The sequence below is a fragment of the Salmonella sp. SA14318 genome, assembly GCF_029866905.1.
GTDB lineage: Bacteria > Pseudomonadota > Gammaproteobacteria > Enterobacterales > Enterobacteriaceae > Salmonella > Salmonella enterica.
Genome location: NZ_CP123282.1, coordinates 2,342,320 through 2,355,949 on the forward strand (window position 1 = coordinate 2,342,320; position 13,630 = coordinate 2,355,949).

Here is a 13,630-nt window from a genome sequence, read left to right on the forward strand (position 1 = left end):
GGTGATCTTTATTCCTGAGAGAGGAGGGGTATTATTTTCTGCGTTCTACATTAACGGGTTAACGCGCAGATGTAGAGGTTATTTATATAATTATTGGAGCAACAACAATGAATAAATTCTCCCTTGCTACAGCAGGTATTATCGTGGCAGCGCTGGTAACCAGTGTTAGCGTGAATGCGGCAACAGATACTACTAAAACAAACGTTACGCCTAAAGGTATGAGCTGCCAGGAGTTTGTTGACCTCAATCCGCAGACGATGGCGCCAGTCGCTTTCTGGGTGCTGAATGAAGATGAAGATTTTAAAGGCGGGGACTACGTTGATTTCCAGGAAACTGAGACGACAGCAGTGCCGCTAGCCGTTGAGCTTTGTAAGAAAAACCCGCAGAGTGAATTAAGCAAAATAAAAGACGAAATCAAGAAAGAACTCTCAAAATAAGAGTAAACTGATATCAAAACCCGGCCTGTGTGTCGGGTTTTACTATTTGTGACACCGTCACAAATAACATCTTCCATTTCTTCTACCAATCACGTGGTATTGCACTATTTTCATTAGAGCCCTTCACTATATGGAGACCTAATGAAAATTTTACCGCTGGCACTCTTTATCATTCCTTTTCTGGCCGGATGCGGCGCCAATAATACGCCGCCGCAAACGCCTATTCCCGGGGAAAAAACATCTGCCAAATTACGTACCCTGGAAACAGGCGCGGCGGCTATTCAATCCAGACCACCTGTCGATGCCATCAGTACCTACCTTGACGGGTTCCATTTTTATAGCGGTGATAAAAACGGACAGATGGAAGCGCACCATTACGTTACCGTCCTGAACGAAGATGTCATGCAGGCGGTGATTTACGACGGCAATACGAAAAACGCGCGCCTGATGGGGGTGGAGTACATTATCAGCGAACGTTTATTTAAAACGCTTCCTCCCGAGGAGAAAAAACTGTGGCACAGCCACCAGTACGAGGTGAAATCCGGTAGTCTGGTGGCGCCTGGCTTACCGCAGGTCGCTGATAAAGCGTTGATGAGTAAGATTGTTAATACTTATGGCAAGACCTGGCACACCTGGCATACCGACCGGGATAAAACCCTGCCAATGGGTATCCCTGCGCTGATGATGGGCTTTACTGGCGACGGGCAGCTTGACCCCGCGCTGCTGGCCGATCGGGATCGCCGTCTGGGAATTGATACCCAGGCCATTAAACGCGAGCGGCAGGATCTGCCTGAGCATCCCGTTGTTAAAGGGGCTAACGCCTGGGAGCAGGGGGAGGTTATCCAGCTACAGCGTGTTCAGGGCTCTGGCGAACACGGGCGAGGCGATACCGCGCACTTCGGTACATCTGAGCAATCCCGACAATAATTCCACGGTTTTACACGCAGATACGAAAAAGAATGCCTGTTAAGTGACGGTGTCACGTAAAGATTAGCCCCATAGTCTATGCTTGTTCTTCGGATGTTGTAGAGGTTATGGGTTAAACGGAGCGACAAATGAGTTCAAAAATTTTTTGCAAAAGCTGGGGGGCTGAATATATCGCCGCTGATGTTGTCCGCTTTCGTCTTTGGGCCACCGGTCAGCAAAAGGTTATGCTCAGGCTTGCGGGTAAAGACCAGGAAATGCAGGTGAGCGGTGACGGCTGGTTTACGCTGGATGTATCCGGGGTGACGCCAGGTACGGAGTATAACTTTGTACTCAGCGATGGCATGGTGGTCCCCGATCCGGCTTCCCGCGCTCAAAAAACTGACGTCAACGGTCCGTCATATGTGGTTGATCCAGGCAGCTACGCGTGGCGCAACACCGGGTGGAAAGGTAGCCGTTGGGAGCAGGCCGTGGTGTACGAGATGCATACAGGCACGTTCACTCCGGAAGGCACCTTCCGCGCCGCAATAGCGAAGCTGCCTTATCTCGCTGAACTCGGCGTTACCGTTATTGAAGTGATGCCCGTTGCGCAATTTGGCGGCGAGCGCGGCTGGGGCTATGACGGCGTACTGCTTTACGCGCCGCATTCTGCCTATGGGACGCCGGATGATTTCAAAGCGTTTATTGACGCCGCGCATGGGTATGGTCTTTCCGTCGTCCTGGATATTGTGCTGAACCATTTCGGCCCGGAGGGAAATTATTTACCGCTATTGGCGCCGGCGTTTTTCCACAAAGAGCGCATGACGCCGTGGGGAAATGGTATCGCCTATGATGTCGACGCCGTGCGGCGCTATATCATCGAGGCGCCGTTATACTGGCTGACAGAATACCATCTCGACGGCTTACGCTTTGACGCTATCGATCAGATTGAGGACAGTAGCGCCAGGCATGTGCTGGTTGAAATCGCACAACGTATTCGGGAAGACATTACCGACAGGCCCATTCATCTGACCACCGAAGATAGCCGCAATATTATTTCTCTGCATCCCCGAGATCAGGATGGCAATGCGCCGCTGTTTACCGCCGAATGGAATGACGATTTTCATAATGCCGTCCACGTTTTTGCGACCGGAGAGACCCAGGCCTACTACAACGATTTTGCTGATGCCCCGGAAAAACACCTCGCAAGAGCGCTGGCCGAAGGATTCGCTTATCAGGGAGAAATTTCACCGCAAACCGGCGAACCTCGCGGCGTAAAAAGTACCGGACAACCCCCGGTCGCTTTTGTGGATTTTATTCAGAATCACGATCAGGTCGGTAACCGCGCCCAGGGCGACAGACTGATAACCCTGGCGGGTGCTGAACGAACAAAAGTATTGCTCGCCACGTTGCTGCTTTCACCGCATATTCCGCTGCTTTTTATGGGCGAAGAGTATGGCGAAAGCCGTCCTTTTCTTTTTTTTACCGATTTCCATGGGGATTTAGCCCGCGCCGTTCGTGAAGGTCGCGCAAAAGAGTTTGCCGATCATGCAGGGGAAAATGTTCCGGACCCGAATGCGCCAGAGACCTTTCAACGCTCAAAACTTAACTGGAAGCAACAGCACAGTGAAGAGGGTAAAGCGTGGCTGGCGTTTACCCGCGAACTACTGCTTTTGCGCCAGAAGCATATCGTGCCGCTGTTGTCCGCTGCCCGTGAGAGCTCAGGAACGGTATTGCAAACCGCGCCCGGGTTTATTGCCGTTAGCTGGCGTTTTCCGGGAGGAACACTGTCACTGGCGCTGAATATTAGCGCCACGACGGTATTGCTGCCCGATTTACCGGGTAAGACCCTCTTCGCCTGGCCGAATGAATCCACCGGGTCGCTTTCCCAACATTCTCTTATTGTCCGCTTAGCCCAGGGAGAGTCTGCATCATGATCCCAACTGCAACGTATCGTCTTCAGTTTCGTAATGGCATGACCTTCGATCGCGCTGCGGCGCTGGTGCCTTACCTTAAAAATCTGGGTATCAGCCATCTTTATGCCTCACCCATCTTTACCGCCACCAAAGCGTCAACGCATGGTTATGATGTCACCGATGCGAATGAGATTGAGCCTTCTATTGGCGGGCGCGAAGGATTTGAAAGACTGGTGGCTGAACTTAAAGCACAAGGTCTGGGATTGATCATCGATATTGTGCCTAATCACATGGCCAGCTCGCTGGAAAACGCCTGGTGGCGTGACGTGCTTGAATATGGCAAGGAGAGCCGTTACGCGCGCCATTTCGATATTGACTGGTCGCGCCGACTGACGCTGCCTTTTTTAGGCGACACGTTTGACGCCGTGCTGGAAAACGGAGAAATTGCGATCAAGCCCGATCCCGCTACGGGTAAACCCACGTTCGCCTATTATGATAACTATTATCCGCTTGCGCCGGCGACGTGGCAGGGGCGCGAGGCTGAAATACTGGCGCTTACCGATAAAGCCGCCATTGCTGATTTGCATGAGCGCCAGCCGTGGAAATTAATGTCCTGGCGCGAGGCCGCTCGCTCGCTTTCATATCGGCGTTTCTTTGAGGTCACAGGGCTGGTGGGAATGCGGATGGAAGATAAAACCGTCTTCGACGATACACATCGGCTGATTCTGGAGCTGGTCAGAACGGGGGCGGTTGACGGTTTACGTATCGATCATATCGACGGCCTTGCCGATCCGAAAGCCTATCTTGCGCGTTTACGTCAGGAAGTGGGGCCGGCGTGCTATATCACCGTGGAAAAAATTCTCGCTAAAGGCGAGCAACTTCCTGATGACTGGCCGGTTTCCGGCACCACAGGCTATGAATTTATCGCCTCTCTGGCGGAGGTGCTGGTTGACGATGAGCAGATAGACAATCTGCGCCAGGCTTACGAGACCGTTAAAGGCGCGCCAGTGGATATGCGGGCGGAATTACGGGCGGCTAAATTGCTGATGGTCGATCGCAATTTCGAGGGGGAATTTACCCGGCTGCTCGCGCTTGCGCTGTCGATTGCCAGCGAGCTACAGATCGCACAGGAAGAGAGCGTCGTTCGGCAGGCGTTACGCGAGTTATTAATTGCCTTTCCCGTATATCGCACTTACGGCACGGCAGAAGGGCTACCGCCGACCGATATTTGCCTGTTACACCGTATTGTGGAACGGGTAAAGACGCTTGAAAACCCTCCGCAGCCAGAAGCGCTTACATTTCTGAGCCGTCTTCTTACCGGCGATGTTCCCACCTCCAGCCAGGAGGAGGCGACACAGTTTCGTGTTCGGTTCCAACAACTCACCGGTCCGCTGATGGCGAAATCGGTAGAGGATACGCTTTTCTTTCGTCAAAACATGGGACTGGCGTTAAATGAAGTCGGCGCCGAGCCCGTCACGCATCACTTCTCCATCGAACGCTTTCACCATGAGATGAAAACCCGACAGGCGCGACAGCCTGATGCGTTATCCGGTACGTCGACCCACGATACCAAGCGAGGCGAGGATGCGCGAGCACGCCTGTATACGCTTACCGAAGCGCCGGAACAGTGGAGCGAATGCCTTGCCCGCTGGCGGCAGATGAACCAGACCCATGTCAAATTTTTGAATGATGGCACTGCGCCAAAATCGGCGGATACGTGGATGTTATATCAGGCGCTGACCGGCGTCTGGCCCCCGATGCTACAACCACAGGACGAAACAGGTTTAAACGCGCTGAAAATACGCTTTGAAGCCTTTGTGGAGAAAGCGCTACGCGAAGCGAAGCTACGTACCGATTGGGTGGACAGTAATGAGGCTTACGAAACGGCAATGCTTGATTACGCCCGTTATTTACTGGCGCCGGATAATCAGACATTTTTGCAGGATTTTTATCGTTCCTTGCAACCCTTCATCCGCGCAGGGCTGGTTAACAGCCTGACGCAGACCGTTATCAAATTAACCGCGCCGGGGGTGCCTGATATCTATCAGGGGAGCGAGGCGTTGAATTTTAGTCTTGTCGATCCCGACAACCGCCGCGAACCGGATTTCGCCACGCTGGCGCAGCAGTTAGACCAACTGACGCCGGGAGTTTTCTCGCGCGAAGAGAGTTGGCTGAACGGGCAGGTGAATCAGTATGTCACCGCTGCATTACTGCGTCTGCGTCAGCAGAATCATGAGCTCTTCCGTTTTGGCGACTATATACCGCTGCGGGCTGTTGGTCAGCGTGCCGACAAGGTCATCGCTTACGCCAGAGTCAATCATGATGATGCGCTGATTGTTGTTGCGCCCCGACTGGTGTTCGCCGAATGTGACGGCTTATTGTCACAATCGCATAGCGGTTTCTGGGCAGGAACCGACATTATTATACCCGGACAGCTTAATCAGCATCGTTATCGCAATGTGCTTACCCAGGAGAGGTTAATGGCTGGTGAACACCTGTCGTTGGCCTCACATCAGGGCGGCGTACTGGTTTTAATGAGCGACTGAGTTTATGTGTTGATGTGCCGTGACAGGACAACGTTTACCGTGGGTGGAGAAAGAGAATGACAACAAACAGGGCTTTTGAAATCAGATCAGGATACAACCATACGCTTGGCGCAAATTATGACGGCGAAGGTGTGAATTTCGCTATTTTTTCCGCCCATGCGGAACGCGTCGAGCTTTGCCTTTACGATCCGAGCGGGGAGCATGAAATCGCTCGTCTGGAGTTACCGGAATATACCGACGAAATATGGCACGGCTATGTCCCGAAGTTGCAGCCCGGCGCGCTGTATGGGTACCGCGTTTACGGTCCTTATGACCCGGAAAATGGTCATCGTTTTAACCCCAATAAGCTGCTTATTGACCCTTATGCCCGTGAGCTGGTGGGCGATATTCAGTGGAACGATGCGCATTTCGCATATCAATTACTTCATGACGATAAAGATTTGACCTTTGATGACCAGGATAGCGCGCCATTTACGCCTAAATGCCGGGTGATTGATCCGGCTGAGGCGAATTGGGAGGATAGACAACGGCCTTCCATACCGTGGTCGAACGCCATTATTTATGAAACGCATGTAAAAGGCTTTACCCAGCTTAATTCCGCGATCCCTGAGCCTATACGCGGTACGTTTGAGGGCATGGGGCATAAAGCCAGCGTGGATTACATTAAAAGTCTGGGTATTACCTCCGTCGAGCTTTTACCCGTTCACTGGTTTCCGGACGATCAGCATCTGCTCGATAAAGGACTGAAAAATTTCTGGGGATACAACTCGCTTGGCTTTTTTGCGCCGGCGACGCGCTACTATGGTCCAAAAGGTATTCAGGGATTCCGCGATATGGTGCGCGCTTTCCATGATGCCGGCATCGAAGTGATACTGGATGTGGTCTATAACCATACGGCAGAAGGGAATGAGCTTGGCCCCACGCTATCATTTAAAGGTATCGATAACTTCTCTTACTATCGCACCATGCCCGATCAGCATCGCTATTACATTAACGATACAGGGACAGGTAATACCGTCAATACCTCTCATCCACGGGTACTGCAAATGGTGATGGATTCCCTTCGCTATTGGGCGGAGACAATGCATGTCGACGGCTTTCGTTTTGATTTGGGCACCATTCTTGGTCGTGAGCCGGAAGGCTTTGATCAGAGAGGCGGCTTTTTTGATGCGGTAACGCAAGACCCGGTGCTGGCAAAACTGAAACTGATTGGCGAACCCTGGGATATCGGACCGGGCGGCTATCAGGTTGGCGGCTTTCCACCAGGGTGGGGCGAATGGAATGATAAATACCGCGATACGGTACGCGAATACTGGAAAGGTGACAACGTCACAAATGATTTCGCCGCACGCCTGCTGGGTTCCGGCGATCTCTATGATTTGCGCGGCCGTCGCCCCTGGTCAAGCGTTAACTTTATTACTGCCCATGACGGCTTCACGCTGAACGATCTGGTGTCTTATAACGACAAACATAATGAAGCCAATGGCGAAGATAATAATGACGGGCATAATGATAACCGCTCCTGTAACTATGGCGCAGAAGGGCCAACCGACGACGAGGGCATCAATGCGATACGCGAGCAACAGAAACGCAATTTCCTGACCACCTTGCTTTTCTCGCACGGCACGCCGATGTTATTAGCGGGCGATGAGTTTGGCCGCAGTCAGATGGGCAATAACAATGGCTACTGTCAGGACAGTGAAATATCGTGGGTCCACTGGGATAATTTGCCGGAAACCGCCAATGCGCTACGAGAGTTTACCCGTCATCTGATTCAACTGCGCGCCACGCAACCGTTGCTGCGCCGGGAGAGCTGGCGTGACGGTCTGGAGATCCGCTGGTTTAACGCCGGCGGAGGGGCGCAGCAATCCGAACAATGGGATGAGGGATCGACGATAGGCGTATGCATTAGTCGACCCGATCTACAGCCGGAAGCGGGGATCTGGCATGACGCCTTACTGCTTTTCAATCCGTTTGAAGGCAGCGTACCGTTCCGTATTCCGATGTGGGGAGAAGGCGGCTGGGTACTTGAACTGACGACTGCCGATAACGCGCAGCAGGGAATGCGGATTACCGAAGAAATGGATTTCGATCTGGCCGGGCGCAGCATCGTATTATTCAGACGCCCCTGATAGTAAAACTGCGCTCCGGACCCAACCGGCCTTGATGGCCGGTTTTTTTACTGGCGCTCAGGCGATATCATGCCGCAGAAATAACACCGGTGTCAGTTTACCGCCCGAAAAATTCATCCGCCTGTTGGTATTCCTTTGATTGTCTTCACCGATATTCGCTTCAGGCCGTCTATTGCCATTTCAAGGTAGGTACGTGGACATCCCAGATTTAAACGGATAAATCCGCTGCCCGCCGGGCCAAAGCTGCTGCCCATTGAAGGAGCAATACCCGCGACATCCGCCATCACCCATTTTAGCTGTTCGTCATCCAGTCCCAGTTTTTTACAATCCATCCATAATAAATAGGTTCCCTGCGCCGGGACAATTCTTGCCCAGGGAAGGTGCTCTGTCGCCTGTTCAACAAACCAGCGGCGGTTTTCCGCCAGGTAATCCAGTAGCGAATCCAGCCACTGTCTGCTTTCATTCCATGCGGTAGTCGCCGCCTGAACGGAGAGGGCGTTAAAGACATCCAGCCCATGAGCGTCCAGACGAGACAGGAAACGCTGGCGAAGCGTAGGATCGGGAATGAGAAAATTAGAAATTCGCAACGACGATAAGCCAAACGTTTTGCTGGCCGCAGTGGCGGAGATGACCCGTTTATGCCAGCGCTCCCCTAAATGCAGTACCGAGGTAAAGGTTTCGCCGGGCAGCAATAGATCGGCCCATATTTCATCCGAGATGAGAGTGACATCATAAGCTTCACATAATAAAAGCAGTTGCTCCAGCTCGTTGGCCGACCAGCAACGCCCGGTTGGATTATGTGGATTACACAAAATCATCAGCGGAGGGCGCTCATGGCGAAACAGCCTTTCCAGTTGGCAAAAATCCATCTGGTAGCCATCGTCCGGCGACTCGCTAAGGGGATTCTCCAGCAGTTTTCTACCATTAAGCGTGATTATTTTGGCGAAGGAGCCATAGTATGGTCCCTGTACCACTACGCCGTCGCCTGGATGCGTCAACATTTGCACTAAGAGCGCCAACCCTGGTACGACGCCTTCCACGCTGCATACCCATTCCTGTTTTAACGTGAGCTGGTGGCGTGACGAAAACCAGTGAAGCAGGGCGTTAAAATAGGCCTCATCACGTTCACTATAGCCAAATACGCCGTGCTCGATTCGCTGATGCAATGCCGCCTGAACCTCAGGCGGGCAGGCAAAATCGAAATCAGAAACCCACATCGGCAGCAGTTTCCCTGCGCCATCGCCAAAGTGACGCTCAATAAAATCCCACTTTACCGAACCAGTATTGTTGCGATTGATAATCTGGTTAAAATCCATCTTGTTTCCTTATTATTCCGTCACTGACGATTGCGGCGACTTTTCTGAGGCGGAGGCAGTTCTGGCAATACCAATTCCGCTAAAACCATAAATTAATGCGAAGAAGATTGCCGCATAGCACTGGATAGCCCAGGGCAGAAGATCAAGCGTGCTAACGCCCAGCGTGGTCGCCATGTAGACGCCAGCCGAGGTCCACGGCAGGAGAGGTTCGATAACAGTACCGGCATCTTCTATCGTCCGTGAAAGGTTTTTAGTATCCAGCCCCATACGACGATAGGCATCTTTAAACAGTTCGGCGGGAACTAACAATGCCAGTTTACCGTCGCTGGTCGCTCCTGTGACCAAAATTGTGGTGCCGATAGTGGCGGCAATGAGTTGACCAACGCTATGAATAATGGTCAGCAGTCGGTTAATGATGATCGTTAACGCGCCGGTTAACGTTAGCGCTCCGGCAAATGAAAAAGCGCAGAAAACTAACAGTATTGTTCCCATCATCGAGAACATTCCGCCCCGGTTTAGCAGGCGCGGAACATCGGCCACGACACCTTCTGCGCCTTGTGGGAACATGGCGATATCAAATCCATCAATGAAAGCGTCCAGTCCCTGTTTGATGCTCAGTCCCTGCATGATGACGCCGAGGAACAAGGCAAGTACGCAGGCGCTTAACATTAATGGGATGACAGGCTTCTTGCGAATTGCGCCCCACAGTACGATCACCGGCGGCAAAATAAGAACAATATTAAAATGGTATAGCGACTCCAGCGAGTGGATGATGTCCGTAACGCGCTGCGGCGTGGCCACCTCGCCCAGCATATTACTGTGTCCGGCGATAAGATAAACCACGGCGGCAAGCAGGAAACTTGGCAGGGTCGTCCAAAGTAAATGCTGAATATGCTCAAACAGAGTAGTGTCTGCGACAATCGCGGCAAAGTTAGTCGAGTCGGACAACGGTGAGATTTTGTCGCCGAAATAAGCGCCAGAAACGACGGCGCCAGCTGCTGCTGCAAGAGACACGTCCAGCCCGGCGGCAACCCCCATTAACGCAACGCCAACCGTCCCGGCGGATCCCCACGATGTACCGGTACAGACGGAGACCACGCTGGTTAAAAAGAAGGCTGCAATCAAAATATATTCCGGGCTTATGAGTTTTAGCCCCCAGTACACCATGTAGGGAATGGTGCCACTAAACATCCAGGTGCCAATCAAACCACCCACGCAGATCAGGATCATGATAACCGGCATTGCTTTAGCCAGCTTATCCACCACTGAGTTGATGATGTCTTCCCAACAGTATCCTTGCCACCATGCAATGCCTGCCGCTACCGCCGCAGAGCACAGAAGGAGCGGTTCGATACGTAGCCCCATGATGCCGTAACCGATAATCAACAATAACAACATGGAGATGACTGGGATTAGCGCTAAACCCAATGACAGCGTTTTCTTCTTGTTTTGTGATGCACTCATAATGGAGCTCCGGTCAGTAAGGTAGCTCAAGGGTAGGGGGATACGCTTCTCACTACTGTGATCCATTACTTTCGTCCATGTAACCGATTACATGAGAAGGGTTAATTTGATAGTCATCACAGTTTTTACTGTTGACGACGCATTCATCGTGAAAAATAGGGCGCGACAGAATCGCGGATCACCAGTTCGGCATTGAAATGATTGCTGCTGGGCGGCGGCGTAATGCCCTGGTATAACTGTATCGCCAGTTGCGCGGCACAACGCGCCATTTGTTCGACCGGATAATGCATTGTTGTTAACGCCGGATAAAGATACCGGGCCAGCACCACATCATCAAAGCCGACAATAGAGAGCTGTTGCGGAAGCTGAACGCCGCGTTGATGAAGAATACGCATAATGCCAGCGGCCATCACATCGTTAAACGTGACCGCTGCCGTAAGGGGAAGCCCGCTATTAATAAGTTGATGCGCGGCCCGCTCGCCGCCTTCTTCGTTAAACGGAACGCTAATCACCCAGCGAGGGTCTGGAGAAATACCATATTCTTCCAGCGCCTCACGGTAACCATCAAGGCGTTCCTGACGATCAATAATTGGCAAGTCAGATGTCACACAGGCAATGCGCCGATGCCCGTTCGCCAGGAGATATCGGGTCGCTTCCCTGGCGGCGCTGCGATTTTCCAGCCAGATACACCGGTTGGCCATACCGGCGATATAACGATTAACAACAACCAGCGCTGGAAAGTGGGCTGCGTAGCGCAGCAGCTCTTTATCCGGTAATCGGCTGGCGTGTACAACAATAGCCTCACAGCCTTGATTAACCAGAAAATCCAGTCCCGCTTTTTCCATTTCTTCATCGTGGCCGCCGCTACATACCATCAAGCGATACTGCTGCTTACGAGAAACATCTTCTACGCCGCGAGCAAGGTGGGCAAAAAAAGGATCAGCCAGATTGCCGGTTAACAATCCGAGCATATCGCCGCTACGTTTCGCCAGCGCGATAGCGGCGGCATTCCGGCGATAATTGAGATCGCGCATGGCTTTCTCTACACGTTCGCGCGTGACGGGTTCAACCCACGCGGTCTGGTTAATGACACGTGATACAGTCGCGGTTGATACACCGGCCAAAGATGCAACATCCTTTATTGTCGCCATGTTAAGCTCATATTTGTTCGTTTAAAGGGTATCAAAGCCATTGATTATCATGTTACGTGGAAATCAGTGCAATCACTGCGGCGCAGCCTGAATTTATAAACATTTTTAAAATCATCCTAAATCCTGGTAACTGCAAATTTTAGTAGCTACCTCAATGAGTTATTGATCACTGAATTTTCTACGATAACATGACTAACAATATACACATGATAAGAACCACTACACTGGGAAATCGTTGCGTGGTGGTTCGGAGATAGATGATGAGTAGTATTACAAAAAGCATACAGAATGAATATGTTTTATTGATGGAAAACGCTTTTTCTGAAAAATATAAATATGCATTCAGAAATTTAGAACTAAAAGAATTACGTAGATTCATCCTGAAAGAGCTAATTGGCTCTCCCGAGTTAGATAATCAACTTACAAACCTAATCGTGTTGCTAAATAAATTTTGGGATACTCACGCCGCGGCGCTTATAACAGAAGTGCGGGCGTCTAAAAGTTATCGATTATTACTTCCGATTCAACGCTTTGGTTATAACATATCTAATCATCTTAGATCTCTGGGGATTTATTTTGATAGCATCATAATGGTTGATCCATTACATTTTCCTTCTCTTAGCTCTCTGCATTCATTTTTGTCATTGCCACCAGATAATAGTTATGTCCGCATGCGCAGGTTGGTATTACTTGAACATGTTTCCAATCTATTTCGCGCCATCCCATTTATGACTATTGATGATGATTATCCAATTTTTCTAATCGTTCCTGAATTACTGGATTTTGATAAAGAACGCAATCATGAACAATCTGCCGCTTTTCTAAGCCAGCTCTTTTTTAAAGATAGAAAAATGGATTACGCTACTTATTTAGCGTTTCTTGAGCACTTTGGGAGAAATGAAGAAACATTCCAGAAGATCCTAACAAATAAAGAATTATTAAAAACATTGCTTAATAATTTCAATAACATCGAAAAAGAAGTCTGGGTTTACGATACAGATTTAAAGAGTTTTACAACAAGAGAGGTAGATCTTCTGGATTACGATCTGCCGTCAGCTATAGCAACCTTACTGGGTAAGGTTGAAGGTGCAATTTATGCACAACGATCAACTCAATTATCGGCAACACTATTAGGCATTGATCCGGTTATTTATAGTAACCATATGTTTTTACATGAATGGACTACGGAGCAGTTGGTCAAGGATTATGGTAAATTAAATCCTCTTTCTTCTGAAGAGCAAGCGATTACAATGGGCCTTTCAGCCGCGGAAGTAAAATTCCTTACTGCGCTTTCCGATCTGGAATTAAAAAAGATTAGAGAAAGAGGTCAACTGGAATCCTTAAGGCATGAACTAAGAATCTCAAGGCATGACTTGCAAGGAAAAACACCAGATCAAATGCAAGATGCGGCAGATAATTTTTCAAAACATTTAATCAATGTGGTCGAAGAGTATGGAAAGTCGCATGAATCAGCCATTAAGAATTCAAAGAAAAAAAAGATCTCATCTGGATTAATTTTTGCAGGAACAGCCACGTTAGGTATAGCTTCACTTGCCATGCCGCAATTGACATTACTTTCAGCAGCAGCAACGGGAATTGGCCTGGCCTTTGGAGGTAAAAGTCTGGCAGATATTTTTAGTGAACATAAAGCACATAAAAATGAAATCCAGATATTAGAAAAAACACCCGTATCGCTTTTGTATGGGGCATATAAAAAGAAATAGTCATACTGTGTATACCGTCTGGTAGCGGAAGTCAGTTTTTG

9 protein-coding genes are annotated in these 13,630 nt (G+C 50.2%); 6 read left to right on the forward strand and 3 right to left on the reverse strand.

The annotated features are described in order from the left end of the window. Positions 1 to 107 precede the first annotated feature (107 nt). From hdeB to glgX, 5 genes are all read left to right on the forward strand, one after another. Complete coding sequence (hdeB, locus tag QEN32_RS11185; protein WP_001032161.1) at positions 108 to 437, forward strand: acid-activated periplasmic chaperone HdeB; 330 nt, start codon at positions 108 to 110, stop codon at positions 435 to 437. Between the two features lie 141 nt (positions 438 to 578). Continuing rightward, positions 579 to 1,364 (forward strand): OBAP family protein, encoded by a 786-nt coding sequence (locus QEN32_RS11190; RefSeq protein WP_000698598.1) that lies wholly within the window; start codon positions 579 to 581, stop codon positions 1,362 to 1,364. 128 nt (positions 1,365 to 1,492) lie between these two features. Then, complete coding sequence (gene treZ / locus QEN32_RS11195; protein WP_000095564.1) at positions 1,493 to 3,277, forward strand: malto-oligosyltrehalose trehalohydrolase; 1,785 nt, start codon at positions 1,493 to 1,495, stop codon at positions 3,275 to 3,277. Next, entirely contained in the window at positions 3,274 to 5,802 is a 2,529-nt protein-coding gene (gene treY, locus QEN32_RS11200) for a malto-oligosyltrehalose synthase (protein WP_265322115.1), read from the forward strand. The genes treZ and treY overlap by 4 nt, the downstream gene beginning before the upstream one ends. Positions 5,803 to 5,858: 56 nt before the next feature. Further along, the gene (gene glgX, locus QEN32_RS11205) at positions 5,859 to 7,934 is read left to right on the forward strand and encodes a glycogen debranching protein GlgX (RefSeq protein WP_265322116.1); all 2,076 of its coding nucleotides are present in this window, start codon (positions 5,859 to 5,861) and stop codon (positions 7,932 to 7,934) included. 113 nt (positions 7,935 to 8,047) lie between these two features. Here the strand turns inward: glgX and QEN32_RS11210 are convergent, their stop codons facing one another. The 3 genes from QEN32_RS11210 to QEN32_RS11220 all read right to left on the reverse strand — a co-directional run bounded on the left by QEN32_RS11210 (position 8,048) and on the right by QEN32_RS11220 (position 11,865). Further along, positions 8,048 to 9,250, reverse strand: a complete 1,203-nt coding sequence (locus tag QEN32_RS11210; protein ID WP_038389928.1) for a MalY/PatB family protein — start codon at positions 9,248 to 9,250, stop codon at positions 8,048 to 8,050. Positions 9,251 to 9,262: 12 nt separating this feature from the next. Beyond that, positions 9,263 to 10,714 carry a Na+/H+ antiporter NhaC gene (nhaC, locus tag QEN32_RS11215; RefSeq protein WP_001276631.1) on the reverse strand — a complete coding sequence of 484 codons (1,452 nt, stop codon included), beginning with the start codon at positions 10,712 to 10,714 and terminating at the stop codon, positions 9,263 to 9,265. 143 nt (positions 10,715 to 10,857) lie between these two features. Then, positions 10,858 to 11,865 (reverse strand): LacI family DNA-binding transcriptional regulator, encoded by a 1,008-nt coding sequence (locus QEN32_RS11220; protein ID WP_000201071.1) that lies wholly within the window; start codon positions 11,863 to 11,865, stop codon positions 10,858 to 10,860. A gap of 257 nt (positions 11,866 to 12,122) precedes the next feature. Between QEN32_RS11220 and QEN32_RS11225 the strand changes: the two genes are divergently transcribed. Next, the gene (locus QEN32_RS11225) at positions 12,123 to 13,589 is read left to right on the forward strand and encodes a hypothetical protein (protein WP_080212792.1); all 1,467 of its coding nucleotides are present in this window, start codon (positions 12,123 to 12,125) and stop codon (positions 13,587 to 13,589) included. Positions 13,590 to 13,630 lie beyond the last annotated feature (41 nt).

Coding starts and splice junctions, on each gene's coding strand:
- hdeB (WP_001032161.1), top strand. CDS start 108: ATGAATAAATTCTCCCTTGCTACAGCAGGTATTATCGTGGCAGCGCTG.
- QEN32_RS11190 (WP_000698598.1), top strand. CDS start 579: ATGAAAATTTTACCGCTGGCACTCTTTATCATTCCTTTTCTGGCCGGA.
- treZ (WP_000095564.1), top strand. CDS start 1,493: ATGAGTTCAAAAATTTTTTGCAAAAGCTGGGGGGCTGAATATATCGCC.
- treY (WP_265322115.1), top strand. CDS start 3,274: ATGATCCCAACTGCAACGTATCGTCTTCAGTTTCGTAATGGCATGACC.
- glgX (WP_265322116.1), top strand. CDS start 5,859: ATGACAACAAACAGGGCTTTTGAAATCAGATCAGGATACAACCATACG.
- QEN32_RS11210 (WP_038389928.1), bottom strand. CDS start 9,250: ATGGATTTTAACCAGATTATCAATCGCAACAATACTGGTTCGGTAAAG.
- nhaC (WP_001276631.1), bottom strand. CDS start 10,714: ATGAGTGCATCACAAAACAAGAAGAAAACGCTGTCATTGGGTTTAGCG.
- QEN32_RS11220 (WP_000201071.1), bottom strand. CDS start 11,865: ATGGCGACAATAAAGGATGTTGCATCTTTGGCCGGTGTATCAACCGCG.
- QEN32_RS11225 (WP_080212792.1), top strand. CDS start 12,123: ATGATGAGTAGTATTACAAAAAGCATACAGAATGAATATGTTTTATTG.